At 44.8% G+C, this 26,161-nt stretch carries 26 protein-coding genes, 1 tRNA gene and 1 pseudogene; 16 read left to right on the top strand and 12 right to left on the bottom strand.

What is annotated here, in order from left to right; all coding sequences use genetic code 11:
* Nucleotides 1-42 precede the first annotated feature (42 nt).
* Entirely contained in the window at nt 43-348 is a 306-nt protein-coding gene (locus NDI35_RS10890) for a DUF3007 family protein (RefSeq protein ID WP_006635827.1), read from the bottom strand.
* Entirely contained in the window at nt 349-564 is a 216-nt protein-coding gene (ndhL, locus tag NDI35_RS10885) for an NAD(P)H-quinone oxidoreductase subunit L (RefSeq protein WP_193972727.1), read from the bottom strand.
* 198 nt (nt 565-762) lie between these two features.
* On the opposite strand from ndhL, the gene NDI35_RS10880 reads away from it, so the two are divergent.
* Nucleotides 763-847: transfer RNA gene (locus NDI35_RS10880), tRNA-Leu, on the top strand.
* 240 nt (nt 848-1,087) lie between these two features.
* Here NDI35_RS10880 and NDI35_RS10875 read toward each other — a convergent pair.
* From NDI35_RS10875 to fmdA, 3 genes are all read right to left on the bottom strand, one after another.
* Nucleotides 1,088-2,863, bottom strand: coding sequence for a sensor histidine kinase (locus tag NDI35_RS10875; RefSeq protein ID WP_445312749.1), 1,776 nt, complete (start codon nt 2,861-2,863; stop codon nt 1,088-1,090).
* A gap of 756 nt (nt 2,864-3,619) precedes the next feature.
* Nucleotides 3,620-3,883: an FmdB family zinc ribbon protein gene (locus NDI35_RS10870; RefSeq protein ID WP_445312748.1), complete on the bottom strand. Its 264-nt coding sequence runs from the start codon at nt 3,881-3,883 to the stop codon at nt 3,620-3,622.
* A 163-nt stretch (nt 3,884-4,046) separates the two neighbouring features.
* Nucleotides 4,047-5,222 (bottom strand): formamidase, encoded by a 1,176-nt coding sequence (fmdA, locus tag NDI35_RS10865; RefSeq protein ID WP_445312747.1) that lies wholly within the window; start codon nt 5,220-5,222, stop codon nt 4,047-4,049.
* A 203-nt stretch (nt 5,223-5,425) separates the two neighbouring features.
* Between fmdA and NDI35_RS10860 the strand changes: the two genes are divergently transcribed.
* From NDI35_RS10860 to ureC, 5 genes are all read left to right on the top strand, one after another.
* Nucleotides 5,426-6,301, top strand: a complete 876-nt coding sequence (locus NDI35_RS10860; protein WP_445312746.1) for an urease accessory protein UreD — start codon at nt 5,426-5,428, stop codon at nt 6,299-6,301.
* Nucleotides 6,302-6,464: 163 nt separating this feature from the next.
* A complete protein-coding gene (ureA, locus tag NDI35_RS10855; protein WP_015179363.1) occupies nt 6,465-6,767 on the top strand; it encodes an urease subunit gamma in 303 nt (100 codons plus the stop codon).
* Nucleotides 6,768-6,800: 33 nt separating this feature from the next.
* Entirely contained in the window at nt 6,801-7,118 is a 318-nt protein-coding gene (locus NDI35_RS10850) for an urease subunit beta (RefSeq protein ID WP_445312745.1), read from the top strand.
* Nucleotides 7,119-7,576: 458 nt separating this feature from the next.
* Nucleotides 7,577-8,728 (top strand): glycosyltransferase family 61 protein, encoded by a 1,152-nt coding sequence (locus NDI35_RS10845; RefSeq protein ID WP_445312744.1) that lies wholly within the window; start codon nt 7,577-7,579, stop codon nt 8,726-8,728.
* A gap of 154 nt (nt 8,729-8,882) precedes the next feature.
* The gene (ureC, locus tag NDI35_RS10840) at nt 8,883-10,640 is read left to right on the top strand and encodes an urease subunit alpha (protein ID WP_445312743.1); all 1,758 of its coding nucleotides are present in this window, start codon (nt 8,883-8,885) and stop codon (nt 10,638-10,640) included.
* Between the two features lie 232 nt (nt 10,641-10,872).
* On the opposite strand, the gene NDI35_RS10835 is transcribed toward ureC, so the two are convergent.
* The 5 genes and pseudogenes from NDI35_RS10835 to NDI35_RS10815 form a co-directional block, all read right to left on the bottom strand.
* The gene (locus NDI35_RS10835; RefSeq protein WP_445312742.1) at nt 10,873-11,502 is read right to left on the bottom strand and encodes a DUF8692 domain-containing protein; all 630 of its coding nucleotides are present in this window, start codon (nt 11,500-11,502) and stop codon (nt 10,873-10,875) included.
* A gap of 253 nt (nt 11,503-11,755) precedes the next feature.
* Nucleotides 11,756-13,447 (bottom strand): calcium-binding protein, encoded by a 1,692-nt coding sequence (locus NDI35_RS10830; RefSeq protein ID WP_445312741.1) that lies wholly within the window; start codon nt 13,445-13,447, stop codon nt 11,756-11,758.
* A 212-nt stretch (nt 13,448-13,659) separates the two neighbouring features.
* On the bottom strand, nt 13,660-15,333 hold the full coding sequence (locus NDI35_RS10825; protein WP_445312740.1) for a S8 family serine peptidase: 1,674 nt from the start codon (nt 15,331-15,333) through the stop codon (nt 13,660-13,662).
* 171 nt (nt 15,334-15,504) lie between these two features.
* Nucleotides 15,505-15,663, bottom strand: a pseudogene (locus tag NDI35_RS10820) (succinylglutamate desuccinylase/aspartoacylase domain-containing protein); the annotation flags it as partial.
* A 12-nt stretch (nt 15,664-15,675) separates the two neighbouring features.
* Entirely contained in the window at nt 15,676-16,401 is a 726-nt protein-coding gene (locus tag NDI35_RS10815; protein WP_445312739.1) for an aspartoacylase, read from the bottom strand.
* A gap of 251 nt (nt 16,402-16,652) precedes the next feature.
* Here NDI35_RS10815 and NDI35_RS10810 point away from each other — a divergent pair, with 251 nt between their 5' ends.
* The 8 genes from NDI35_RS10810 to NDI35_RS10775 all read left to right on the top strand — a co-directional run bounded on the left by NDI35_RS10810 (nt 16,653) and on the right by NDI35_RS10775 (nt 22,513).
* Nucleotides 16,653-16,988, top strand: a complete 336-nt coding sequence (locus tag NDI35_RS10810) for a LysR family transcriptional regulator (RefSeq protein ID WP_445312738.1) — start codon at nt 16,653-16,655, stop codon at nt 16,986-16,988.
* Nucleotides 16,989-17,415: 427 nt separating this feature from the next.
* The gene (locus NDI35_RS10805; RefSeq protein ID WP_445312737.1) at nt 17,416-17,799 is read left to right on the top strand and encodes a transposase family protein; all 384 of its coding nucleotides are present in this window, start codon (nt 17,416-17,418) and stop codon (nt 17,797-17,799) included.
* Between the two features lie 7 nt (nt 17,800-17,806).
* Complete coding sequence (locus tag NDI35_RS10800; RefSeq protein ID WP_445312736.1) at nt 17,807-18,490, top strand: ISL3 family transposase; 684 nt, start codon at nt 17,807-17,809, stop codon at nt 18,488-18,490.
* Between the two features lie 232 nt (nt 18,491-18,722).
* Nucleotides 18,723-19,232 carry a transposase gene (locus NDI35_RS10795; RefSeq protein WP_445312735.1) on the top strand — a complete coding sequence of 170 codons (510 nt, stop codon included), beginning with the start codon at nt 18,723-18,725 and terminating at the stop codon, nt 19,230-19,232.
* A 198-nt stretch (nt 19,233-19,430) separates the two neighbouring features.
* Nucleotides 19,431-20,135 carry a tyrosine-type recombinase/integrase gene (locus NDI35_RS10790; protein ID WP_445312734.1) on the top strand — a complete coding sequence of 235 codons (705 nt, stop codon included), beginning with the start codon at nt 19,431-19,433 and terminating at the stop codon, nt 20,133-20,135.
* 427 nt (nt 20,136-20,562) lie between these two features.
* A complete protein-coding gene (locus tag NDI35_RS10785) occupies nt 20,563-21,048 on the top strand; it encodes a hypothetical protein (protein ID WP_445312733.1) in 486 nt (161 codons plus the stop codon).
* A gap of 30 nt (nt 21,049-21,078) precedes the next feature.
* Nucleotides 21,079-21,360 carry a hypothetical protein gene (locus tag NDI35_RS10780; protein WP_445312732.1) on the top strand — a complete coding sequence of 94 codons (282 nt, stop codon included), beginning with the start codon at nt 21,079-21,081 and terminating at the stop codon, nt 21,358-21,360.
* Between the two features lie 184 nt (nt 21,361-21,544).
* Nucleotides 21,545-22,513, top strand: a complete 969-nt coding sequence (locus tag NDI35_RS10775) for a GIY-YIG nuclease family protein (RefSeq protein WP_445312731.1) — start codon at nt 21,545-21,547, stop codon at nt 22,511-22,513.
* A gap of 111 nt (nt 22,514-22,624) precedes the next feature.
* On the opposite strand, the gene NDI35_RS10770 is transcribed toward NDI35_RS10775, so the two are convergent.
* Entirely contained in the window at nt 22,625-23,056 is a 432-nt protein-coding gene (locus tag NDI35_RS10770; RefSeq protein WP_445312730.1) for a hypothetical protein, read from the bottom strand.
* Nucleotides 23,057-23,401: 345 nt separating this feature from the next.
* The gene (locus NDI35_RS10765) at nt 23,402-24,679 is read right to left on the bottom strand and encodes an alpha-L-fucosidase (RefSeq protein WP_445312729.1); all 1,278 of its coding nucleotides are present in this window, start codon (nt 24,677-24,679) and stop codon (nt 23,402-23,404) included.
* A gap of 132 nt (nt 24,680-24,811) precedes the next feature.
* Between NDI35_RS10765 and NDI35_RS10760 the strand changes: the two genes are divergently transcribed.
* Both NDI35_RS10760 and NDI35_RS10755 read left to right on the top strand, forming a co-directional pair.
* A complete protein-coding gene (locus NDI35_RS10760) occupies nt 24,812-25,174 on the top strand; it encodes a DOPA 4,5-dioxygenase family protein (protein WP_445312728.1) in 363 nt (120 codons plus the stop codon).
* A gap of 263 nt (nt 25,175-25,437) precedes the next feature.
* Nucleotides 25,438-25,920: an Hsp20/alpha crystallin family protein gene (locus tag NDI35_RS10755; RefSeq protein ID WP_445312727.1), complete on the top strand. Its 483-nt coding sequence runs from the start codon at nt 25,438-25,440 to the stop codon at nt 25,918-25,920.
* Nucleotides 25,921-26,161 lie beyond the last annotated feature (241 nt).

The following is a 26,161-nucleotide window of genomic DNA, read 5'->3' as shown; positions in this document are numbered from 1 at the left end:
CTTATTGCTAATAACTAATCACTAATGACTAATGACTAATAACTAATTATCTTTTTCCTGCTCAATTTCGGCTTGAAGTTTGGCTAATTCTTCAGGAGTGAGTTCATCGAGCTGCTTCTGCAACACAGCTTCTTTGTAGTCTTGCAATTGCTGGCTGTAGGTCATATTTTGAGTCAGTGCTCGAAATAAATAAGTCACCAGCCAGCCAATCAAGCCGGCGACCAAAAATAACTGGCTCCAAATCCCTGCATTCATGCTGTCGAGTCCGGCAAATTGTAGTAGCAAGTAGACCAACCCACCTGCTACAAAAAAGCCGATACTGATTCCAATTACGTCAATACGTCGCATTTAGGCTTCTATCTGCCGCCGTTTGGGCCGAAAATTCAAAAATGGAGCTAGGAGAAACATACCTGGGAAGAAGAAGAACATCAAGAAGTACATGAAGCCGCGCTCAAAAGAGGTAGCGACGTACCAGCGGCTGTTCAGGTAAGCGTAGGTAGCTGCGGGTACTACCAGGAGGTAGGCTCCTGCCAAGACGGCGTAAAGCAGTAAGGTAATATACATAGATTTGCTTTATGGGAATAATAACACGGGTAAGTCGGTTGACACGCTCCGTTAGCTGGTTAACTATTGTACCGCTTGCGGAGATCCAGCGCGACTTTTGGGAATTTTTTGATTAGGGGTTGCGTAAATTGGGGTTTTGGCTGTAGAATAAAAGGCTGTTGCTCTTAGTGGCTCAAAACCACAGCAGCTTGACCAAAGGGGGGCGTGGCGGAATGGTAGACGCTACGGACTTAAAATCCGTTGACCCGAAACGGTCGTGTGGGTTCAAGTCCCTCCGCCCCCATCCATTTCAATCATTTGTGATTCAACGGTTTCAGATTTCTTGTCACCAAGAGTTCTGTTTTCCGCTCAATTTTCGCGCTAATGGTTTTCTACTAGGTCCAAAAGCGCCTCTGTATCTGCCAAATTCGCCCCGGACTTTTTACGTCGGGTCTTCAATTGGTTGATCAAGTTGGCTGGTTTTGGAAATGGGGCGACGGTGGGAACCGATTTTTTATGTTCATCCCGATCGCCCTGCGTGATATTACGCAGCAACTGGCAAAGTAATCACAAATTCCGTGCCCTGTCCTATTTGAGAATTTACCTCAATTTTGCCTTGATGCTTGGCAAGGATTTGATAGGAAATAGCCAATCCTAATCCAGTACCTTTGCCGATCGACTTTGTAGTAAAAAATGGGTCAAATATCTGTTGGGTACTGGCGGACGCAATTCCCGGCCCGTTATCCCGAATCTTGACGGTGACAGTATTGTCGGCCGTAATTTCCGTCCTAATCCAAATCGTTGGCGAATAGCCTTTGTCTTCCTTTTTCACCTCCTCCAGCGCATCTATTGCATTACTAATAATATTCATAAATACTTGATTTAGTTGCGCGGGATAGCACTCAAGCGCAGGCAACTTACCGTATTGTTTAATAACTTGAATACCTTGTTTGATCCGGTGATTGAGAATTACGAGAGTGCTATCTATTCCTTCGTGAATGTCGGCTGATCTCATTTTTCCGTCGTCCGATCGCGAAAAATTCCGCATGGATACAACAATTTCGCGAATGCGATCGGCTCCCATTTTCATCGAAGAGAGGGTTTTTGGTAAATCTTCTCTGAGAAATTCGAGTTCAATGTCTTCGATACGCTCTAGAATGGCATCTGGTGGGTTGGGATAATATTCTTGATAGAGAGTTACCAAATCTGCCAAATCTTCGATGTATTGGTTGGCATAGTCAATGTTGCCGCCGATGAAGTTGACAGGATTGTTGATTTCGTGGGCTATCCCTGCAACCATTTGACCGAGAGATGACATTTTTTCGGTCTGAATTAATTGGGCTTGAGTTTGTTTGAGTTCTTGTGTATACTCGCTAACTCGCTGAATCAATTGATTGAAAGAGAGCGCTAAAACTCCGATTTCGTCGTCTGTTGTAACTGGTACTTGCAGGTTAAAATTCGATTCGCGAGCGACTTGCTGAGCCACATTAGTAACGGTTTCGATGGGTTGGGCGATCGCGCGGCTGGTTTTGTCCGCCAGCGCGACGGCGATGAGTGCTGAAATTAGCATACTCCCGAGAAGAATTCGGTTTCGCAAATTTTCAGCTTGTTCTAATGCTTGGGTTCCTTCCTGTTTGTGAATTTCTACTGTAGAAATTAGGTCAGTTAAACTTTGAGCAAGGTTATCTAGTACGATCGCCTCTTGGCCGCTGCTAGTCCTCAACATTTGTAGCTGTGCGGAGTCAATGCTGTTGGGCGGCAAATTCCAAACTTCCGCTTCTTTTAACTGCAATTTAATTAGCTTACCGTAGTAATCAATGACGAGGGCAGATTTCTTCAAGAGAGCGTGCAATGCCGCCTCTTCTGTTGCTAGTTTCTTGGGATTTTCTCGTGCGAAAGATTCAATTTCTGAAATCAGGATTTTCGCCTGATTGATTTGCCCGACAAAGCGATCGTGTTCGTATTTCAGGGCCACGGCGTTTCCCACAAGGGCTGGCAATCTCGCCGCGTGCGATCGGGCTTCAAATACGGTATTTTGCAAATTTTGCAGCAGTTGCTGCTGCTGCCCAGCAACATTCACCTGAACTAAAGCTTGCTTGCGAAAGTAGTCTCCCAATCTCAGTCCCGCACCAGTTCCCAAAATCGCTATGCCGATAGCTAAAGCATAGCCATAGCTAATTTTTTGGCCGATACGCAAATGGTTGCATTCTGCCTTTAGCCCAGTTAGATTAATAGTTGAATTCGGTAACAAATGTTTTTGAGCACAGTGTTCTTGCTCTACCTTGCTATTTTTGGACTGACTGTGGGTAAATAATAACATGGGAAGTTCCTCCCAAACAAATTAGGAGTAATTGAGCAAAGAAAAGCAGAATGCACTTATGCTGAAGGCGGAAAGCTGTTTTGACTGTTTAATTTTGAATTTGGAAATCTTTAACTCAAAACTTAACTCTTCCCCTATTATCTCTGTTTTTATACTAGAGTGTGTGTGATCTCTATCAACGATTTATGTGATTATACGCAAATTTACAAAATTTATGGTAACAACGATTAGCATTTTTAGTCAGTTGGGACACAAGGCCCAACTACGGGTTCTCCCCGTTTTTCTTTTTTTGCCAGTTCTAGGTTTAATTCCAGCACTTTTGCTAAAATATCGTCGCTGTCAGTAAATCCGTAAGCTTGTATTACTTCGCGATCGAGTTGAGTTTGGAGTTTAAAGAGCTGACTTGTTGGTTCTTCAAAAAACTTATTGTAAAGTTGAGTAATTCCCTACTGGTTGGCGGACATTTGTTGAGTGCGGTACAGTGAAGTAGTAAGCTCGAAGCGCGATCGCCTTTCTTATTCCTAAACGTTTGCCATTTTAATACGGTAGCAGGTTCAATATGACTGAAATTATTCAGTTTACGATTATGTTATATTGACCAATAAATAAGTACAAAATACTTCCTTGACCCGCCAGGGACTTAAGTCCCTGTCTAATAGCAAAAGTCGGTTAAAACCGACTGAAATACTAACTTTACAGTCCTCTTTTAGAGGACTTCAGCTTTGAGGCAGGGGTTGAAACCCCTGCCGGACTGCATCAGTGACCGATCATCCAAGGTCGTCCCCCTCGGTGTTCGCGATTCCGCTGCGGTTTAGGTTCCTCAGAACGCTTAACTACCTCCGGTTCCCGATTTTCTTGACCTTTCAACCGCAGCTTTCCAGTTAAAATCATTGGCGGCGAAAAGATGCGTTTAGCAACAGTTTCGCAACTCGGGCAAAGCACAGGTTTATCTGCTTCTGCAAGAGGGTGCCACTTATCAAAAATGCCGCAAGTTTCACACTTAAAATCGTAAAGAGGCATATCAATTTTTGATTGTAGATTTGGGATGCAAGGACTAGGCGGCGGGCCGCGCCCGCCCTACTAATTTAGGACTTACGCAAGAAAGAAATTTTTCCACTATTTGTGGGGGTAAGGTGCGCTTCGGCGCACCCTACAAAAGCGAGTCTGTGCGTAAATTCTGTAATTAAGATGGCAGAATATCCATCTGGAAAATTTCTGTCGGTAAAGCAATAGTGCAGCAAGCATTGGGAATATCCACAATGCCGCTGATGCGACCCTCAACAGGAGCACAGCTTAAGAGCAAATACGCTTGTTCTCCCGTAAAACCAAACTTTTTCAAATATTCGATCGCATTCAAACAAGCTCGGCGATAAGCAACGTGGGCATCCATATAATACTGCTGACCCGTAAATTCATCAACAGAAATCCCTTCAAAAACGAGGTACTCAGAATAGCGGGGTTCCACGGGCCCGGGTTTGAAAATCGGGTTGACCATCGCGTATTTATCCATGCCACCTTTAATAATATCAACGTGGAGGTCGATGTACCCCGACATTTCAATTGCCCCGCAGAATGAAATCTCCCCGTCTCCTTGAGAAAAGTGAATATCTCCCATCGAAAGTTTCGCGCCTTCGACATAAACCGGGAAATAAATTCTCGAACCCCGCGACAGGTTTTTAATATCGCAATTGCCGCCGTGTTCCCGGGGAGGAACAGTGCGCGCCGCTTCCGCCGCAACTCGCTCGAATTCTGCCCCTTGCAGCGAGCCCAAAACTGCATTTTTGGGGTTCGGCAGTGCTGCTAAAGGCGGCACTCGATCGGGATTTGTTGCTACTAATTCCGCTTCCCGTTTGTTCCATTTATTCAACAATTCCTGAGAAGGAGCGCAGCCGATTAAACCCGGATGAGTAATCCCCGCAAACCTGACTTTTGGTATGTGTCGGGAAGCGGTATAAATTCCCTGAAAATCCCAGATTGCTTTAGCAGCAGTCGGAAAATGCTCGGTTAAGAAACCGCCGCCGTTTTCTTTAGCAAAAATGCCCGTAAAACCCCATTCGTCTCCTTGCAAAGCCCCGATATCGAGGATATCGACTACTAAAATATCGCCCGGCTGCGCGCCGTTAACGTAAATGGGCCCGCTCAAAACGTGAACTACTGTTAAGTCTACATCGCGAATGTCCTCGGGACTGTCGTCATTTTTAATTTGTCCGTCTGTCCAGTCTTTGCACTCGATGCGAAATACATCGCCGGGATTGACGGAAACTACTGCTGGAATATCTGGATGCCAGCGATTGTGACCGACTAATTCCTGTTCTGACATCGGTTTGGTCAAATCAACTTTGAAGAGAACTTGAGGCATATTATGCACTCCTCTAGTTACTGATTTTTACAGGGTACGCGCATCTTCGCCGATCTGATGGTTGATAAATGTAAATTATTATACTAATAAGTGCAGAAACCAAAAATATTTCAGATAACGATTATCATTATTTAAGTAATTGCAGGGAAGCGCCGCAGTCGTGGTATGTTTTTGATTGGGAATGTTTTTAAATTAAAAAATTAGTGACTGAAAATTTGACCAAACAACATATAGATCAAGTTGAAAATAGATGGCACGGCCGCCTGAATTTAGTCTATGCCAACCGCAGCGGTGCAACTCAAATTATTCACAATCAAATGCAAGCGCCCCTTAAGGTGCAGCGTCCGTTTTATCCTGAAGGGAAAGACGTTTGTCACAGCGTTATCTTGCACACGGCTGGGGGACTTGTCGGGGGCGATCGACTTTCCAGCCATTTTCACCTCCAACCCAACGCCAAAGCCTTGATTACCAGCGCCGCTGCTAGTAAAATCTATCGCAGCAGCGGACTAGAATCACAACAAAATATCGATATCACACTAGAAGCCGGTGCTAATTTAGAATGGCTGCCACAGGAAACAATAGTTTTTGACGGCGCAATATATCGGCAAAATTTGCGGGTAGAATTAGCACCAACAGCGAGGATTTTACTGTGGGAAATTACCCGATTTGGACGCAGTGCTAGGGGCGAAAAGTTCTTGTCTGGAGAATGGATCTCGCACACCGAAGTCTGGCAACAAAACAGCCCTTTATGGATTGACAGACAATTGCTCAAAGGTGGCGAAAAAATGCTCGAAAGCCCTCACGGCCTCGCAGGAAAACCCGTAGTCGCCACCCTCGCTTGGGTAGGCGAACCCGTCACCACAGAGTTCGTGGAAAAAGTGCGAGATTTGCCATCGGAGGCAACAATTTATCCTGGTAATTCCACCGTCGGCGTGACTCGTATTCCTAACGGTTTGCTGTGCCGATATCGCGGTTCATCCACCACCGCAGCGAGAGACTGGTTTGTCAGCATTTGGCAGTTGCTGCGCTTATCTTTTTCAGAACGCCCTTGCTGTTTGCCCAGAGTTTGGATAAAATAGGATGATCTTTGAGTTTCAATGTATAATTGCCCTCCTAACTAGATTATTCATCTCTCTCTTCTGGAGACTCTGCGCCCTCTGCGCCCTCTGCGGTTAAATCATTCACAAACAACCGTAAAAGATATCATAATCAAATAATGCGATCGCACTTACAAGAATAAAAATGCAACTCACCCCCCAAGAAAAAGACAAACTGCTGATTTTCACCGCCGCCCTGGTAGCAGAGCGTCGGAAACAAAGAGGTTTAAAATTAAACTATCCAGAAGCACTAGCCTACATTTCTGCAGCCATTTTAGAAGGAGCCAGAGACGGCCTCACCGTCGCCGATTTAATGAGTTATGGAACAACTCTCCTGACGCGGGAAGATGTGATGGAAGGCATACCAGAAATGGTGCATGAAGTCCAGGTTGAGGCGACTTTTCCCGATGGAACTAAACTCGTTACAGTACACGATCCGATCCGTTAAAAAGTTAACCACAGAGACTCATAGGAGGAAAAAATGATACCAGGAGAAATGATTGTTTTAACAGGAAAAATAGAACTTAATACTGGGCGTGAAACCGTGCGCTTGCTGGTAGGAAATCAAGGCGACCGACCCATACAAGTTGGCTCGCACTATCACTTTTACGAAGCGAATGAAGCCTTAGAATTTAGTCGAGAACAAGCAAAAGGAATGCGGTTGGATATCCCCGCAGGTACAGCAGTCAGGTTTGAACCCGGAGATGAAAGGGAAGTGCAATTAGTACCTTTTGTAGGTAGTCGTCAAGTCTACGGCTTTAATGGAAAAGTGGACGGTAATCTGGATGCTGAAGTATGAATCCAGATGAGCGTTCACGATTGTTGATTTGGGAATTTGAAACTTTTTAACTTCAAAGTTCTGCCAGTTTCCAAAAAAAAAGCAACTGGAGGAAATATCCATACAATGATAGTAATAAGTCATCCGCAATCCCCAATCTAACATGGTATCACTGGGAGCATCTCATATTTGTAAAAACACTTCTTCTGGCTCTTTCTTTCTTCCTTCTTCCTCTTTCCTCCTGACTCCTAACTCCAATTTTGGGCTTACCTGCTTTCATTGAGATGCTCCCGTATCACTTCCAGCCCTATGCCTGGAGAGTGACAAAGCCATCTCACAACTTTTTCTCTGCCTTCTGTATAAGTGCCTTCTGGCTTTCTTTTGTTAGTTCAATCTCCGACTTTTGAGCGAGTTAAAATTTGCTGTTGGCGGTATACCGTGGTTGTTAAAACTGCAAAGATATACAGCAAAAGCGCGTGATGAACCCAAAATTAGTTGACCAGATAAAACAGACACTGAAGCAGAGCTTGCTGGCAACATCAAGGCGTGTCTGGAGAACCCCGTTAGATCGGCGCACCAGCATCAAATTGTTAGATGACAGCATCGTTTACAAAAAGCAGCACCAACCTATCAATATACCCGCATTAACCTCGGTTAAAAAAGTGCCTTCTCGGTTTTTTGCCACGGAAAAACCCGTGTCTTTTGACCCAGATTATGTGTGGAAGATTACTCTCAATCAAAAAATAAATTCTCTAACTATTTGTACGTCTGGCAACACGCTGCTGAATAACAAGTTGCTTTTAGACTTGGATTTTCGGATTAGCGGTGCGGGCATTCTGGAATGGCCTTACAAACCTAACCAAATTACCTATCCGCTGGTAGTTGCTCCTTGGTCGCATTTGTGGTGTAGTTATTATGATTTTATCATTTTTGTGCTGGCTAAACTTTGTCGAATTGAGGAGGCTTTAGGTAAGGAAATTTGGCAAGAAGCCAAAATTTGTTATCCTTTACGACATACAGATTTTGAGTTGGGCTTTATGACCAAACTCGGTATTCCTGAAAGTTCACTAATCGACACTAGGGCTAGAGATACGGGATATCATGCAGAAAGTGTGGTGGTGGGAAACAATCAAGACTGGTATTTTCCCAGTCCTTACGATATAGAGCTTTTGCGGAAAAAATTCTGTCTTAAGGAAAAGGTAAAGCCTTATAGAAAACTTTATCTGTCTAGAAGCGGCCGGCGCAAGGTGAAAAATGAAGTACAAGTGCGAGAGGTTTTGAAAGAATTTGATTTTGAAATTTTGGAAGATATCTCGCGCAGTGTTGATGAACAAATTCGTCTGTTTGCAGAAGCGACGGTGGTTGTCGGCCCTCACGGGGCTGGTTTTACAAATTTGCTGTGGTGTCAGCCGGGAACGAAAGTATTGGAATTCTTTTATGGAGGGTACACTCCGCCATATTTCTATTACATTTGCCAGCTATTGGGATTAGAATACTCCCGTATGGTTGATGACAACAATGTAGAGGAAGATTGGAGTTTCATTGGCATGGATATGACGGTGGATGTGGAGATTTTGAAAAGGGAAATCCCTAAAATGCTGGAGGAAAGTTGCCCCTTGATAGCATTTTAGATTTTCGATTGGCAAAAATTGATGCCTATCGGGGTTTTAAAGCTTGCCTAATGTTGTATTTTTTTGACTTTGGCAGATTGAGGAACTCGTCACATACTATAATTCAAGTGGGTCTCAACTGCTAACTAAAAAATTATTAATATTAGGAGCGAGAATGAGTTACAGAATGGATCGCCGCGCTTACGCGGAAACCTTCGGGCCGACTGTGGGCGATCGCGTCCGGTTAGCCGATACAGAATTATTCATAGAAGTTGAAAAAGACTTCACAACCTACGGGGATGAAGTTAAGTTTGGCGGTGGCAAAGTCATTCGGGACGGCATGGGACAATCGCCGATTTCTAATGCAGACGGCGCTGTTGACACGGTAATTACTAATGCTTTAATATTAGATTGGTGGGGAATTGTTAAAGCAGATGTCGGTATTAAAGACGGCAAAATTTACAAAATTGGTAAAGCCGGAAATCCTTATATTCAAGATAGGGTAGATATTATTATCGGGCCTGGTACTGAAATAATTGCCGGTGAAGGAATGATTCTCACCGCTGGGGGAATCGACAGTCACATTCACTTTATTTGCCCGCAACAAATAGAAGTGGCGATCGCCTCCGGCATCACGACAATGATCGGCGGCGGCACAGGCCCTGCAACGGGTACAAACGCCACAACTTGCACTCCCGGGCCTTGGCATATGTACCGAATGCTGCAAGCTGCTGACGCTTTCCCCGTAAATCTAGGGTTTTTAGGTAAAGGAAATAGCAGTCAACCCCAAGGATTAATTGAACAAATCTTTGCCGGTGCAATGGGTTTGAAACTCCACGAAGATTGGGGAACTACACCGGCAACGATTGACACTTGTTTGAGTGTCGCTGACGAGTACGACGTGCAAGTTGCAATTCACACCGATACTCTCAACGAAGCGGGATTTGTGGAAGCTACAATTGCCGCTTTCAAAAATCGCGCTATTCATACTTACCACACCGAAGGTGCTGGTGGCGGACACGCACCGGATATTATTAAAGTGTGCGGACAGGCTAATGTTTTGCCATCGTCAACTAACCCGACTCGCCCTTACACTGTCAATACTTTAGAAGAACATTTAGATATGTTGATGGTTTGCCATCATTTGGATCGAGGTATTCCTGAAGATGTGGCTTTTGCTGAATCCAGAATTAGAAGGGAAACTATTGCTGCTGAGGATATTTTGCACGATTTAGGTGCGTTTAGTATGATTTCTTCTGATTCTCAGGCGATGGGAAGAGTGGGAGAGGTAATTATTCGGACTTGGCAAACGGCACATAAAATGAAGGTTCAAAGGGGGATTTTGAACGGGCAAGATGCCCGTTCCACAGGTGATTTAGACGGGCAAGATGCCCGTTCCACAGGGGGAGAAAATGACAATTTTCGGGTGAAGCGGTACATTGCAAAATATACAATTAATCCGGCAATTACTCACGGAATTAGTCAGTATGTCGGTTCGGTGGAAGAGGGGAAATTGGCGGACTTGTGTTTGTGGCGGCCGGCTTTTTTTGGGGTGAAACCGGAACTGGTAATTAAAGGAGGGGCGATCGCCTACGGGCAGATGGGAGATGCTAACGCCAGCATTCCGACGCCGCAACCGGTGCATATGAGGCCGATGTTTGGCAGTTTTGGCGGGGCGATTGGGGCGACTTGTCTGACGTTCGTTTCCCAAGCTGCGCGCGATCGAGGTATTGCCGCACAGCTCGGTTTGCACAAGCCCACTGTAGCAGTTTCCGGCACACGACAAATTAGCAAAAGAGACATGAAACTCAACGATTATTTGCCACAAATGGAAGTCGATCCAGAAACTTATGAAGTCAGGGCGGATGGGGAATTGTTAAGTTGCGAACCGGCAACAGTTTTGCCAATGGCGCAGCGATACTTTTTGTTTTAACTGATATTTGGCACCATTGTCAAGAACGGGCAAGATGCCCGTTCCACAAAAGATAAGTTTTCTTGTGGAACAGCCATCTTGCCTGTCCCTAAACAAGTAATTGAGAATGGTGCAATATCTCATTTTTAACCGATTATACAATCCTGTAGGGGCGGGTTTTACCAGCAATATTTGCCAAAAACCCACAATTTCAAAAACCCGCCCCCACCCAACAGCAAATCTTCATCTTACTTCATTGGGGATTTGATTTACTGTTAGAAAAATTGAGCGATCGCATTATCAAACCCTGACACAAAAACCAAAAATAAAGTGCAATATTAATCCCGCTCAACAGCTTCGGTATTCCCTCCAGCAAGCTCGAAATTATCTCGTTTTTTAACGGCAGCGCTTCTGCAAAAAAGGCAACAAATAACAAACCAACGCCACTCAGCAGTAAAGCATAGGGAGTCGAGCGAATTTGTCTCCGAAAAGCTAATCCGTATGCAATTGCCAGCACGGCGTAAAATATGACAATTGTCACTTTCGGGAAACCCGCACGTCCCAGATGAACATGGGTGCGAAAAACTTCATTGAACAGAAAGCAACCTGCAAACAGTGCCGAATATAAAATAAATCGATTTTCTGGGCGATCGGGTTGGATAATTCTCAGCAATCCAAAGGTAAAAGCGCACACCATTACCGACCAATAAAATAACATTTGGAACGCCAAGAAAAAGAAACCTGCCCCTGGATACGTGGCAGAACAAGGCGGCAAAAATAACCCTTTTACCGAAGAACCGAATAAATTCAGACACGCCGTCACTATCCCAACTAGCACTAAAGTTACACTATTGAACAAAAAAACTGTTTTATAATTTGCCATAATTAATAACTAAAAGCTAACAACAGTATATTGCGCGTCAAACCATTTTTTGCTAGGGCTTGTGCATGGGGGTTCAGAAACCGGGTTTTTTACGAAAATACTGCGTTGTGACCCGCAGATTCGGTAAAAAACCCGGTTTCTCTGTCGGAGTGCCTAAGTCCGGATCGTATTCTTTGAGTAAAGGTGAGATATTCGGTGAAAGGACAAAGCATTGCTGTGTTTCTACAGCAGGCAAGTGAGAATCTACAGATATTTAAACAGAGACGAAATCTTCAGGGTCGATGAGGTTTGGAGCAACACCTGTCAAAGAAACTAAAACTTCACCGCTGCTGGCTACTCTAATTAATGTGCCGTTAGTTCCAGCAGAAATTGATAGCTGTCCGAAGGTCAAGCCGTTGATTAATTGAATTGTATCTTGAGAGTTGGCGAAATCAGAGATGGTATCAACTCCTAACCCCGCACCTAAAACAAATATATCGTTGCCCGCGCCGCCGACAAGATTATCGTTTCCCAAACCGCCGTTTAGGGTGTCAAAACCTTTGCCGCCAGAAAGGTTGTCGCTGCCGCCACCGCCGACAAGGATATCGTTACCTTGTCTGCCGATAAGTGCGTCATCGCCGTCTAAACCGTTGATATTATCGCTGCCGTTCGTGCCAGTCAGGTTGTCGTTGCCGTTCGTGCCGTTGATGACGTTTGGAGAGTTATTGATGACGCCTGGAGTGTTGGTTAAGTCAGCAACAAAGATGTCCTCGCTATTGTTAGTGTCCCCCGGCACGAGGTTGGACGCATCAGATGAAAAGGCCACAAACCCCCCGTCGCCCAAGATGGAGGCTATACCGAAGGAATTATTGTTCCCCTGATTCCCTTCCCCTGAAACAGAGACGCGAGTAGTGGTGTTGGTTGACAAGTCGCGCATAAAGATGTCGCGACTATTGTTTGTGTCCCCCAGCACGAGGTTGGACGCATCAGAAGTAAACGCCACAAACCGCCCATCACCAGAGATGGAGGGAAGGTTCCAGGAATTGTTGTTCGCCTGATTGCCTGCTGAGTCAACAGAGACGCGGGTGGTGGTGTTGGTTGACAAGTCGCGCACAAAGAAGTCGCGGCTATTGTTAGTGTCCCCTGGCACGAGGTTGAAGGCATCAGATAGAAAAGCGACAAACCGCCCGTCGGCGGAGATGGAGGCGAGCGCGGAAATGCCCCTCGCCTGATTGCCTGCTGAGTCAACAGAGACGCGGGTGGTGGTATTGGTGATCGTGTCGCGCACGAAGACATCAATGTTATTGTTAGTGTCCCCCGGCACGAGGTTGGAGGCCTCAGATTGAAACGCCACAAACCTCCCGTTAGCGGAGATGGAGGGAATAAAGGAGCGGTTGTTCCCCGAATTACCTGCTGAGTCAACAGAGACGCGGGTGGTGGTATTGGTTAATAAGTCGCGCACGAAGATGTCTTCGTTATCCTTAGTGTCCCCTAGCACAAGGTTGGAGGCATCAGATGAAAACGCCACAAATCGTCCGTCGGCTGAGATGGAGGGAGCGCCGGAGCGGTTGTTCCCCTGATTGCCTGCTGAGTCAACAGAGACGCGGGTGGTGGTATTGGTTAATAAGTCGCGCACAAAGATGTCCTCGCTACTGTTAGTGTCCCCCGGCACGAGGTTGGAGGCATCAGAAGTAAACGCCACAAACCGCCCGTCGGCTGAGATGGAGGGGTCGAAGGAGCGGTTGTTCCCCTGATTGCCTGCCGAGTCAACAGAGACGCGGGTGGTGGTATTGGTTAATAAGTCGCGGACGAAGATATCAAAGTCATTGTTAGTGTCCCCCGGTACGAGGTTGGAGGCATTAGAAGTAAACGCCACAAACCTCCCGTTGGCTGAGATGGAGGGAAAAAGGGAGCGACCGATCGCCTGATTGCCTGCTGAGTCAACTGAGACGCGATTAATAGCCATAAGTCCTCACACTAAAATTGCAAATTTAGTAATTTGACGAGTGTTTTGTCGATCGCCCGAAGCTTCTGACAAAAAAGATTCGCGCGGTTGTAGGGCGATCGACTAATGTTTCTGAATAGACTTCTCCAAAAATTATATTATTGTGGAACAGGCATCCTGCCTGTTCAAGACTTGCATTTCTGAAGATGTCTAATAGTTGCTGCCTGTTCTTTCTAGGCTATTATCCCATTTGAATTGGCTGTGGAAGTCAAAATTTGCTTGACTTGAGCCGGAGTTAGATTCGGATTTGCATTCAAAACTAAAGCCGCTACACCCGCTACGTGAGGGGCTGCCATTGACGTGCCGGTTTTCTTGTTGTAGGTGTTATAAGGAGTTGTAGAAATAACATCTACTCCCGGTGCAACTATGTAATCCAAAGGTTTAGAACCTGCACGGTTAGAAAAGTCAGCCATCTTGCTATTTCTATCTATTCCTCCGACAGCAATTCCGAAGCGATCGGCATTTCTAGCGGGATAATCTGGTTGGCTGGAATAATCATTTCCTGCTGACATGACGACAACAGAGCCTTTGCTATTTGCATACTGAACTGCGTCCTCAATTACCTTGGAAGATAACCGAGCCTCGCTCAAGCTGAGGTTGATTACATTGGCTCCATTATTAGCAGCATAGCGAATTCCTTCTGCAAGATTATTGATGTTCCAGTTATACGAGTCCGACACCTTGACAGGCATAATCTTGGCATTGGGGGCAACTCCTGTGATGTGAAAACCATTGCGTTCGGCCGCGATCGCGCCTGCTACGTGAGTCCCGTGACCGTTCCAATCCATTGGGTTGTTGTCGTTCCACGCAAAATCCCAACCCCGGATATCATCTACATATCCGTTGCGATCGTCGTCAATTCGGTTATTGGGAATCTCATCGGCATTCTGCCAAATATTGGCATCTAAATCGAGATGGTTGTAGTCAACACCGCTATCCACGACAGCTACAACAATCCCATTTCCGGTAATTCCTCCCTGCCAAACTTCCGGCGCATTTACCATGTCTCTTGCCCAATCATTCCCGCCCACATTGGGAACTTCTGGGAACTTAACTGGACTGTTAAAAGTGCGGGCTACTGCTGCATTTGCATCCACTAAACCGTATCCGTAATTGCTGCTAAAACCAGTAGCAGGGGTTGCAGTAAGATCCAGGTTGTAATTCTTATAGCCAGAGTAACTATAAACTCCGACATAGTAATTTCCGGGAGTCAGCTTGAAGAAATTTATCTCGCGGGATGTACTGACTAAGGTAGAAATTCTGTCAATAATTTCGTCAGGTTCTGCCCAACGGTTGCGGTTCTTATCTTCAATTAACTCGATGCCGACATTAGCACTCAAACCGTCGAGACGCAAGCTTAAATTGCTATTGCTGCTGACAGTAAAACTGTAATAATCGTCAATATCACCAACTCCGACAAAATCGCTTAAGTTGACGCTGCTGTTATCAACTACACCTATATTGCGTGCAGTGGCTAAGGAGTTGCCTGGGTCTGATAAATTCAACTCATTAGCCCTTCTCGTTCCTGTTAGCGGATCTGTGCCGGCAGTCATGGCATCTGACTTCGGTTGTTGTTGGGCCAACGATGTACTGCTAGCGGCTCGATCGCTCCCTGAGTAACTGAGAATATTGCTGTTTTGGGGTACTATAAAATCGGCTATTTGTTGTTGTTCGCCGATCGCGCTCGCTTTCAAGTTAGCCGTGTCAAAGCCGTGGGTGGGGATGCTACCATTAAATTGACTGGATGCAGTGAAAAAATTAAGCTGACCGCTGTTACCAAAGGTTGTTAATGCTGCTGTGAGCTGCTGTTCGCGATCGATTGCAAATATACCGAGGGTACTTTCCATAAATTCACTCCTGATAATTTGAGATTCACTGGTGTTTAGGGGAGACAATGCTTGATTTTAAATTAATTAAGATTATTCCCGATGCGAGATGATAAGTCAATTCATAAATTCATTGCTTGAGTTCATAAAAGTCATAACCCTAATTTCATAAAAGTCATATTTTTCGGGAAGTTATGCCGTTTCAAGCTGAAGCTGTTGTTTTTGCGTCAAAACCATCGCTATGTGTTTTTCGTAATAGGCTGCTTCGTTAATGAATACAGGGAAAACAGTAGATTCTCCTTTATAGGGGAGCGATTCTCCCGTAAAGGTGAGAAACATGGGTTCACCAGGATGTAAGGGTTCCTAGTCTTTGAACTGAAGTTGGGGATGGATCGCGGCTTGCAGTTCACCTACTGAATTTCTGGGATAGTCTACTGAGCCGATCGCCTGATATACAGTTAAATATGATGGTATAGGAAGCGGCTTTCCCCGATTTTGTGCGTCGAGATAATCCAGAATGGCGTGAACCAGCATTTCGGTTTGCTGAAGCTGACGGGCGTTAATGACTCCCTGGGCGATGGGCCCAACTTCTATGGTGCAACCGAAAGCAGAGAGCGATCGAAGCATTGGGGCATCCTCACCAGAATCCTCTCCCAAACAAACTCGCAGTGAGGGCTCGATCTCACTCAAATAAGCTAATAATTGCAAATTGAATGGATGTTTGCTAGATGGTAAAATTGTCAGCCCCATGTTGGGCGTTGTGCTGTGAAGGTCAACGATCGCATCAGCCCCATGTTCGTCTTTCGGACATAGTTGGGCGGAGATTTCCTTAGCACGTCTGTTCTCGTAACCCATCAAATCTGGGTTAGACAAATCTTCCTCGGCAAAGCAACGGTTCAAATCGCGATCGACATAACGCCGATTGGACTTTACCGCTTGAGGATTAGCTAATAGAGTAACCACCTCAAAGCTCGATCGTTTCAGTAAGTCTGGGAATTGTTGAAACTTCTTAATCAGATAAACCCCAGTCAACTCGTTTCCGTGGGTTCCTCCCACAACTGCCACTCGTCGAATTACTTGCGAAATCATGAATAATCCTCATTAAGCAATACTTAAATGGGTATTTTGTGCCGAAACTTCTAACTATTACTTTCAAGATAAAGAAGCTAGTGCTGTAGGTCAAATACTATTTTTTATATAAAGATATACTTAAAAAATATAGTATTTAATCCCCGTTATAAAAGAGAATGTAACTGTAAACCCGTGCTCCAAACCATGATAGTAATCATTCATTCCCAATCGTTCAATTCTCAAATCTAAAATCTAAAATCGTATAACCTATGGAACTTCGCCATCTTCGTTACTTCATTGCAGTGGCAGACGAACTGAGCTTTAGTCGCGCTGCACAGCGATTGCACATTGCCCAACCGCCCCTAAGTCAACAAATTAAAGATTTAGAGGCTGAACTGGGTGTGAAGCTATTCGATCGCAAAACTCTCCCAATTCAGCTAACCCCAGCAGGACAGGCGTTTTTAGAAGAAGCTCGCGCAACTTTGGTACAGTTAGAACAAGCGGTACATAAAACCCAGCGCATCGATCAGGGTGAATTGGGTTATTTGACGGTGGGTTTTCCCAGTTCGATCGCGAATGGTGTCTTTCCAGAGATGCCAGGGTAAGCGCATCTAATTTTGTATTTAAAAATACAGATTATTGGACCCACTTGTAGATTGATAGAGACAATTTGAGTATCAAAGATGTTATGTAGTATGCTTGTAAGAAGAAAGTGTCTATCTTATATAGCAATCCTAAATGATTTTCTATATCTAGAGCAATCCTAAATGATTTTCTCTGTGTAAGTATATTGACGTATTTTGGGGAAATCAAATTTATGTTCGTTAGTAAAAAAGTCTCTCCAAAAATTTGACAATCTTAAAAGACCTACATAAATACCAATACTTTCTTAAAAAGTTTGGCTCTCCTGAGTTTATGGTGTAAAATGTACCTAATAATACATTTACCGTTATGAGCTTCCATCTAGACTATCTATTAGCCTTGCCTGGAGTCAGGGTTGAAACTTGTACTCAAGTTGAGGGAAAAATTTTCTTGGGACTGAGCATTTTATCAGAAGGAATTGTTTGTCATCATTGTAACAATCCTACCGAAAAACTGCATCAAAATCGACCAATTTTAGTAAGAGATTTGTCTATTTTTGGTCGTCCTGTATATCTAAAAATCCCACGACGGCAGTTTTACTGTCCTATTTGTCAACGCTATCCCACAGAAAAATTAGATTTTTTGGACGTTAAAAGACGGCATACTCAACGATACGAACAAAATATTTATGAGCGTGTAAAACAATCGAGCATGGAGCAAATTGGACGAGAAGAAGGACTGAGCTATGACGAAATAAAAGGAATTTTTGAGCAGGTAAACACCATCAAAAAAAAACCGAATTGGCAACGGGTTAAACGAATTTGTCAAGGGTGAGATAAGTATGCGAAAAGGTCAAGGAAATTTGGTAACTGTTGTGAGTGACCTGGGCGAAGGTAATTTAATTGAGATGATTGATTATCATCGCTGTGAAGAAATCATTGAAGTCCTTATTGAACAACCAATTGAGGTTCGTGAACAAGTTGAGGAAGTGAGTGTTGATATGTGGGGAGGGTTCCCTAAAGTTATCAAAAAAGTATTCCCAAATGCCAAAGTTATTATTGATCGTTTTCATGTTATGAAAGTAGTTAATAAAGACTTAAATAAGTTACGTAGAGCAGCCGGAATAACAGATAGGCAAAGTAAATATTTATTATTAAGTCATCGAGTAAACTTGAATCAAGAGCAGATTGATAAATTAGAATTGACACTAGGAAAATCCGAATGTTGGCGAATTCCGTATGAGATGAAAGAAAAATTTAGAGAAATATATGAGACTAATTTGACGGTCAAAAAAGGGCAGAACAAAATCAAAGAATGGCTCAATCATGCACAAGTATTTTTTAGAGAATCTGCATCAACAATTGAGAATCATTTTGAGGGTATTTGCAACTACTTTTTTCATCGCACCACAAGTGGAGTCATGGAAGGAATCAACAATCGGATTAAGTTGATAATGCGGCAAGGGTATGGTTTTTCTAATTTTAATAATTTTAGGAATCGAGTATTAGCTTGCTTTTCTGATTAGATAAACTTATAACCATAAGTTCAGGAGAGCCCTCGCGCACAACTGAATTGCTCCAGATGGTAGAAAAATATCCGGATAGCACGTTGTCAGAACCCAAGTGAATATTGGCGTTTGAACTACAACGAAGCTGTCAGCCCTAGCATGATGTGTCGTGAACTACAAAAACAAAATTTGACGCGAAAAAAAAACCATACGCAGTAGTCAGTCTGCCACTGAAAGAGTGCAAATTTATATGTGTGAATATTGGGAAAAAGTGAAAAATATTGACCCGGACAACCTCGTTTTTTTGGATGAAATGTGCGTTTTATTAGGGTTAACACGAACCCATGCACGTTCACTATGTGGTAGTAGAGTCTACGATTTAAAACCATTTAATCGCGGAGCCAAAGTCACAGTTGTCGGAGCAATTAGCTCAAAAAAAGTAGTAGGATTAATGACACTAAATGGGTCAATGAATGGCATAGCTTTTGAATTATTTATTGAACATTTTTTAGTCCCCAACTTATGGGAGGGTGCAGTAGTTGTTATGGATAATTTACCTGCTCACAAGTTGGGGACTATTGAACCATTGAGACAAGCCGCTGGTGCTAGTTTACTGAACTTATCACCCTATTCTCCCGATTTCAATCCTATAGAATTATGGTGGTCGCAACTCAAATCTTTTTTACGTCAGTTCTCACCAACCACCACCAAGATGGTTGACATCTTGCTAGCTACGGCACGCTTATTTGGTCAATCCTAAGCACTTTAAAAACTGGTTTACAAGCTGCTGCTACTGTACTTCATAAACCTGGAATACGCTGTATCAACCCCCCAGAGCGATCGCACGAACCAAACCCTTCACCCCGCTCACCCGCCGCATTAAGAAATACCCCCGACCGATGCAGCAATGCAGTATTTGCGGCAAACTTTCTGGTATCGGGTCGAGTATACACCAAGCATGAAGATAGAACGGCACGGCCAAGCAAAGATACTCACGCAACAGGAAATCGAACTCTTATTTAACGAAGGTTTGCAAACCGCTCGCGATCGCACCTTGTTTGGAGTTTGTCTCTACACCGCCTGTCGGATTGCCGAAGCTTGTTCCCTGGAAGTCATCGATATTTACACTGCCAGAGGTACAGTCCGACCTACAATCAACTTCCGCAAAGCCAACACCAAAGGAAAACTGCAAACCCGAACGATTCCGGTCATTCAAGATTTGCGAAGTCTCCTGACATCTTGGAAACCCCACGCGGGTCAGACTTATTTATTCCCCGGCCGCCACCGTTCGCACCACTGGAAGCATTTGCACCCCGACTCAGCGGACAAGATTTTGAGGGAAGCGTTCGAGCGGACCGGCATCGAGGGAGCATCCACCCACAGTTTTAGGAGAACGGCTCTCACCCAGATGAGCAATGCCGGAATTCCACTGCGGATTATTCCAGAAATCAGCGGCCACAGTAACCTCGAACAGTTGCAGAAATACTTAGAGGTGAAGCCGGATCAAGTCAAAGGAGCGATCGCAAGTCTTTCCATGCTTTCCTACGCGGGGAAAAAGGTATTTCCCCGCGTAATTGATGAATTACCCGCTGGGCCCTTACCAAGAGAGCAACTGTCACAAGGCCTATCAGACTCGGAGCCTGAAGAAATTCCCGATTGGTGACGATCGCTTGAACCTGCGCCTGAAGCTCTCAATCCTGAGCTGGCTGCAATTGTTCGTCATTGGGACGATCTCGCGTAAAATAAGAACTTGTACGAGGCGGTGCTGTTTGTTGCCGAAGACTAGAGAATCAATCAAGGTTTATCGGGATGTGGCGGGGTTGCGTAAAATAGCAACATTGGATGAGATTGAGGCGCAGAGATGGAGTCTCAATCCTGGGCGTTGTGTGGGGGTTGCCCAACGCAAGGAGGCGGAGGATTTTGATGAGAGCCGCACGGTTGGAAGAGTTGAATGAGGAATTGGAGATTTTGAATGTTGAGGCTAGGTAGAGTTGGAGGAAACAATTGCTGAGAATGTAGCAATACTTTTAGAACAAAACTTTTAGAGATAAGGCATTGCAGGAAATAATGAGAATGAAATCAGAAACTATATGACTACAGGCAATTTTTCACTATCTATAGATGACATTTCTGGAATTATCCAGGCGGTTGGAGTTATTGTATCTCTCATCTATGTGGCTATACAGGTTCGAGCTAGTACGAAAGCTATAAAAGGGGCTACTTATCAATCAATTATTAGTGTGTATGCAGAAATAGAAGCCCGGATTAGCCAAGACTCAGAAGCAGCACGCATCTATCGGCTAGGCTGTGACGAGCCTGAAGCGCTAGAAAAAGATGAAGCGCTAAGGTTTAGGGAACTTGTTTGTAGCATTTTTAATTTCTATGAAAATCTCCATTATCAATATAAAAATAATTTATTAGATGAAGTTTTATGGCAAGGTTGGTCTAATTATCTGAAAATTAAACTGGAGTATCCAGGAGTAGCGAAGTATTGGGAAACAAACGGAAAGCTTTATAGTAAGGATTTTCGGGAATATGTGAAAAGGAAATGTCTCACACCTGAAAACAAAGTTTAATCTAGTGGTGTCGCTGGAGGCAAAAAATGAGTGAACTTAGTTAGAACGTTACCAATCACAATCCCCAACGAAGAAATAGAGCAATTTTGTCAGCGTCACCATATCCGCAAACTGTGTACAATCGCCAGGAAAAATCGCGTGTTTGGGAATAAAGTCAACGGGCTGATTGTAGACTATATCGGCGTTTTCCGCGACTTGCAAAAAGCCCTAGAAATTTACGGTTCCACATCCGGTGGCTATGTCACCAGAAGGCGACACTCCCGTACAATCAAAAGCCGCCCTAGTCGATTAATTGAGAAGTGCGGCAGTTAAAGTGGCGATCTAGAAAGCTTTAGACCAACTGCCCGAAAGCTACTCAACCGAAACGTATCAGCACGTCTACGAATGTTATTCACTCGGCTGAGCACAGTATTTAGACCACAGCATTTTGTTACAATCTTCAATCATGTGGAGCGGGTGCACCTACAAAACCGGCTCAAAGGAGAATTAAAAGGCGATGTGGCTAAAATACGGCGTTGCTCTCAGCGGCGAACTGACGAGCATTGATGAGGTTGTGCGCGGAAAAACTAACCTCGCTTGCCTCTACTGTGGCGGCGGACTCACAGCAAAAAAGGGCTCGGTGAAAGAACATCACTTCGCGCATACCGAGGAAACTTGTAAACCAGTCTCGCAACGGATTAAAACCAAAGCTTTCCCCGCGCTGCCCCTCTACGATAATTTCACCATCCAGCTTAAGGGTGAGGAATTGGAGCAATTGAAAGTGCTGTGGAAAGAGTACGGGGCCCAAAAGCGATCGATTCCCAAAGACTTGGTAAACTTTCGGTGGCAGTTGAAAGGATTGGTGGATTCGTCGGGCGATCGCTCTTATGAGTTTACCGACTTGGGTAAAATCCCCGTCGGCGCGCTTCCCCTGGCGCTGTTCAACAAAGTCCAAGAACCCTTGCTGCTGTCAGAGTTAATGAAGTTAGAAGGCTCTGTAGAGATTGCTTTATCTGCGGGGTTATCTTGCTTGGAAGAACGGCGGGCTGATTTGCTGATTTATCGAGCACAGCTTCGCCGGATTTTGGTGAATTCGCTCTATTTTCTGGAAGTCAAAGCTGACGAAAGCTGCTTCTATAAAATTGGAATTACTACTCGATCGATCGAGGAACGCATCGCAGAAGTGCAGCGGGATGTCAGAGCGCATTACTCGGATGTGGTTGTCAACTTACTGGGATTGTGGGAACACCGGGGGAATGTCGAGCTGTACTTCAAACACCGATATCAACCCTTTAATTATCGTATTGGCAAGCTGACGGAGTATTTTGCGTTTCCGAACGTCAAGGCGGTGCTGAATGATTTGTATGGGATGGAAGCCAAAGTGTTGAGTGAGGTTGAGGTGGATGTTTTCAGCTTGTACGATCGCCCTCAAAAAACATCCGGTAAAAAAGCATCTATTAAAACAAATAGGAGTAAGCAAGGTTGAAACAAGTACAGCATTTATTATTAGGTGCTGCCCGACAATAAGATTTCATTTATTTTTGGTACTTCTGCGAATGTAACTTTAACACTCACACCTCTCTATTTGTGATTAATTTCATCTAAATAGCCAGCAGATTGATTTATCTTGTACTTGGACACAGGTCACGGCCAGTTGGCGGTTTATGGCGCGCTTGTAGCTCTCTTCTTCAGAAATCCGCTGTAAGGTGGTGGGATGGCGGAAATATACCGCACCGCAGACACCATCTATGCTCGTGCTATCCTGGGCACAAGGTCTTTCTCCGCGCCCTTGCAATCCCCACGTCATTTTTGTTTGCACGCCATCTTCCCAGCGCAAAGTCCTTCCTCCGCCTCCAGCCCAAGAAACCGACTCATAGATGCAGGTTTGTTTAAATTCTACCTTGTCTCGGTGAAACAACCAACAGGAAACAGATGCTCCCTCAATTCTGCTTGCGCGTGCAGGTGTGACAACAATGCCCAGTGCTAGAATCTGTAGGAAAACAGACAAAGTTTTCAAGTTTTTATCCACGGTTAATATTCGTAAATAAGCGGAGTGTCAGGCTTAGCAAGTTCTATTCTCACCATAACCAATCTATTACCAAACTTGTTGCCGATCGCCACCAATACGCCAATTTTGAGGAAACTAAACCAAACATCAAACCATGCCCCCAATCTCGAAGAGTGCGGTCGCTACACTTTATATGCACGCAGCACGACCTTGCATCGGCAAACTAAGTAATGATTTCGCGTTTCCCAATCTCAAGGTCGTGCTGCGGGGTTTGTACGAGAGGAAACCCAAAGTGCGAGCGTGATATTGAGTTGGAGGCCAAAAGCGACGGGGGTAGGAAGTGAAGAAGTGCGATCGCGAAACTGGTCAAATCTTGCGGATTGTATCGTTGGCTGGAGCAATATCAACTGCAATTACCGTAGCATAGGGATCGAGAGCTTCTTCAGGCACTTGAATCGTTAACTCCCCAAGAGGATCGGCACTTAACATAGAATCGACAATGGCACAGCGAGTTGAGTATTGTAATGATTCCCCTCCAGCGACTTTAGAAACGGCTTGAATCCGTTTAATGGGTACACCTCTTACTGTTACTGACTCGTAGGGCTTCATCAGCAAGAACAAGTAAAAGCGATTGCCCCGCCGAGTAGAAGGGCCGTAGAATTGCCAAGGTTCCAGTCCAGGCTGTGTTCCTACAATACTCTGGGCATGAACAGCCATCCATGCTTCTACGAATTGCAACAAATCCAATTGTTCAGATTGAATCTGCCCATTGCCCATTGGACTGACATTCAACAGCAAGTTGCCACCTTTACCTGCAACTTCACAGAGGGTATGAATAAGTTGGCGAGCTGACTTGAATTGGGTGTCCTTCGGGTTGTAACCCCAGCTTTCATTCAGAGTTAGGCAAGCTTCCCAAGTACGTTGAGGCGGTTGGGGGGGAATGAATTGTTCGCAGGTATCGAAGTCTCCAAATCCAGGGAGGCGATCGTTGATTAACAAATGCGGTTGCAGCGAGCGAATCATTTCATGTAGCTGTCTAGCTTGCCATTGTTCTGGTTTTCGCTCCCAACCGCCATCAAACCACAGCAAGTCAATCTTTCCGTAGTTGCTCAACAATTCTCTGACTTGAGCGAACATAAATTCAAGGTAGCGCTCCCATTGAGAAGTAGTCGGCTGTCGGAATTTCCCAAACTGATACGGTTTATCGGCTTCTGTGAAAGCCGGGTAGTCAGGGTAATGCCAGTCTATCAAGGAAAAATACAACCCAATTCGCAAACCCTCCGCCCGCATCGCCTCCACAAATTCTCGGACAATATCTTTTTTGTACGGCGCATACTCGATAGAAAAGTCGGATTGCTGGGTATGAAATAAGGAAAATCCATCATGATGTTTAGCCGTCAAAATCACATACTGCATCCCCAAGCGTTTTGCTAAATGCGCCCAAGTTTGAGGGTTGTATTCAGTCGGATTGAAAGTTTGGGCGGTGCGGTGATAGTCCGCTACCGGGACATCTTGGCAGTACGGCAAGCTAAAGACGCCTCCCACCAACGGCCAAGATACTTCGTACCCGCACTGGCTGCTATGACTCCAGTGAACAAACATTCCCAATCGTGCTGTCTCAAACCAGTTGTTTTCTTGAGTCATTAGTTCACCCTGAAATATAGGCGGTATTGTGAAAGAGTAATGTTTACTCGCAGGTAAAATTAATAAGCTAAGGTAAACTTCTTTGTTGGATTTGGCTGCAATGAACCTTTCTATAATACCCCACTGAAAATCATGAAAGCAGACACCATCGAAATTGTTGGTTTTCACGCACATATTTACTTTGATAATGATAGCCGCGATGCTGCGGAGCGCGTGCGCGAAGGATTGGCTCAGTTTGAGGTACAGCTAGGGCGTTGGCATGATAAACCCATAGGCCCCCACCCCCAAGCGATGTATCAAGTTGCGTTTTTACCCCCGCAGTTTGGCAAAGTCGTTCCCTGGTTGATGCTCCACCGCGAGGGGCTAAATATTCTCGTCCATCCCGAAACAGGGGACGATGTGGCAGACCATACAACACATTCTTTGTGGCTGGGAGAAAAACTAGAGCTGAATGTCGAAGTTCTGCGACCTAAAACGGCCAGCACCAGCGGGTGAGCTCGCACGCCAGCAGAGTTCGCTCGGCAGGGTCATCATGGCGTTGACAAAGCATTTTCGGTTTCTATGAATAGCTTGGTACGGTTTTCTTCAATCCCAATTTATTCTGATTCTTTCGCACTTATTCTGGCTAATACGACCAATAAAGTGGGGTTCTCCTGACTGTTCCTGCCAATTAGGAAGCGGCATCATAATAACTGTAAGCAACGAGCTTCAACCCAAACAAACTCATAAAGCATTACCAATCTTTGAGGTGACACATTATGTTGATGCGCTCTTGGCAACCCTTTACGGAAATTGAAACCATCCGTCAGCAACTCGATAAAGTTTTTGACCAACTGGCAACAACGAGAGATAACTCAGAAGCCGCTTGGATGCCCGCTCTAGAATTGGCTGATGCTGGGGACAACTTCGTATTAAAAGCGCAACTGCCCGGAATTGACCCCAAAGACATTGACGTTCAAGTGACTCGTGAAGCAATTTCTATCTCTGGGGAGCGCCGCTACGAAAACACAGACGAGAAATCTGGCTACGTCCGCTCTGAATTCCGTTATGGCAAATTCCACCGGGTTCTTCCCTTGCCCGCACACATTCAAAACGACTCTGTGCAAGCTGAATGCAAAGATGGCATTCTAACGCTAACTCTGCCCAAAGTGACTGAAGCTCGCAATAAAGTCGTCAAGATTAACTTAGCCGAAATTGCTGGATCTTCAACGAATCCCGCTTTGGAACAGGCTAACCAATAACGATCTGCTGTGTTTAATGGAGTGAGGCAAATTTTCCTTTCATTGAGCCTGATTGGATTTACTTAACAACAACGAAACTGGAAAAGCTGATACCGGGAGCTACCATTGCTCTCGGTATTCTTTATTGGGGAAAGCCGAACGAAAAACCTACAGATATCGTGCATCGGCGCTGATTCCAGTAAGTCTCCCAAAATATTTCACGCTTGTCGGCACCAATTTCATTGAGTCTGCGAACCGGAGA

The organism is Microcoleus vaginatus FACHB-2002 (assembly GCF_040004035.1).
GTDB classification, from domain to species: Bacteria; Cyanobacteriota; Cyanobacteriia; order Cyanobacteriales; family Microcoleaceae; genus Microcoleus; species Microcoleus vaginatus_C.
This window is presented reverse-complemented; position numbering and strand designations above follow the sequence as displayed.

Excerpts from the sequence above, each read along its gene's own strand:
- ureC (WP_445312743.1), top strand. The coding sequence starts at position 8,883 with ATGAGTTACAGAATGGATCGCCGCGCTTACGCGGAAACCTTCGGGCCG.
- NDI35_RS10830 (WP_445312741.1), bottom strand. The coding sequence starts at position 13,447 with ATGGCTATTAATCGCGTCTCAGTTGACTCAGCAGGCAATCAGGCGATC.
- NDI35_RS10890 (WP_006635827.1), bottom strand. The coding sequence starts at position 348 with ATGCGACGTATTGACGTAATTGGAATCAGTATCGGCTTTTTTGTAGCA.
- ndhL (WP_193972727.1), bottom strand. The coding sequence starts at position 564 with ATGTATATTACCTTACTGCTTTACGCCGTCTTGGCAGGAGCCTACCTC.
- NDI35_RS10835 (WP_445312742.1), bottom strand. The coding sequence starts at position 11,502 with ATGGCAAATTATAAAACAGTTTTTTTGTTCAATAGTGTAACTTTAGTG.
- NDI35_RS10790 (WP_445312734.1), top strand. The coding sequence starts at position 19,431 with ATGAAGATAGAACGGCACGGCCAAGCAAAGATACTCACGCAACAGGAA.
- NDI35_RS10755 (WP_445312727.1), top strand. The coding sequence starts at position 25,438 with ATGTTGATGCGCTCTTGGCAACCCTTTACGGAAATTGAAACCATCCGT.
- NDI35_RS10760 (WP_445312728.1), top strand. The coding sequence starts at position 24,812 with ATGAAAGCAGACACCATCGAAATTGTTGGTTTTCACGCACATATTTAC.
- NDI35_RS10870 (WP_445312748.1), bottom strand. The coding sequence starts at position 3,883 with ATGCCTCTTTACGATTTTAAGTGTGAAACTTGCGGCATTTTTGATAAG.
- fmdA (WP_445312747.1), bottom strand. The coding sequence starts at position 5,222 with ATGCCTCAAGTTCTCTTCAAAGTTGATTTGACCAAACCGATGTCAGAA.
- NDI35_RS10800 (WP_445312736.1), top strand. The coding sequence starts at position 17,807 with ATGCGAAAAGGTCAAGGAAATTTGGTAACTGTTGTGAGTGACCTGGGC.
- NDI35_RS10850 (WP_445312745.1), top strand. The coding sequence starts at position 6,801 with ATGATACCAGGAGAAATGATTGTTTTAACAGGAAAAATAGAACTTAAT.
- NDI35_RS10810 (WP_445312738.1), top strand. The coding sequence starts at position 16,653 with ATGGAACTTCGCCATCTTCGTTACTTCATTGCAGTGGCAGACGAACTG.
- NDI35_RS10795 (WP_445312735.1), top strand. The coding sequence starts at position 18,723 with ATGTGTGAATATTGGGAAAAAGTGAAAAATATTGACCCGGACAACCTC.
- NDI35_RS10825 (WP_445312740.1), bottom strand. The coding sequence starts at position 15,333 with ATGGAAAGTACCCTCGGTATATTTGCAATCGATCGCGAACAGCAGCTC.
- NDI35_RS10815 (WP_445312739.1), bottom strand. The coding sequence starts at position 16,401 with ATGATTTCGCAAGTAATTCGACGAGTGGCAGTTGTGGGAGGAACCCAC.
- NDI35_RS10785 (WP_445312733.1), top strand. The coding sequence starts at position 20,563 with ATGACTACAGGCAATTTTTCACTATCTATAGATGACATTTCTGGAATT.
- NDI35_RS10845 (WP_445312744.1), top strand. The coding sequence starts at position 7,577 with ATGAACCCAAAATTAGTTGACCAGATAAAACAGACACTGAAGCAGAGC.
- NDI35_RS10775 (WP_445312731.1), top strand. The coding sequence starts at position 21,545 with ATGTGGCTAAAATACGGCGTTGCTCTCAGCGGCGAACTGACGAGCATT.
- NDI35_RS10765 (WP_445312729.1), bottom strand. The coding sequence starts at position 24,679 with ATGACTCAAGAAAACAACTGGTTTGAGACAGCACGATTGGGAATGTTT.
- ureA (WP_015179363.1), top strand. The coding sequence starts at position 6,465 with ATGCAACTCACCCCCCAAGAAAAAGACAAACTGCTGATTTTCACCGCC.
- NDI35_RS10875 (WP_445312749.1), bottom strand. The coding sequence starts at position 2,863 with ATGTTATTATTTACCCACAGTCAGTCCAAAAATAGCAAGGTAGAGCAA.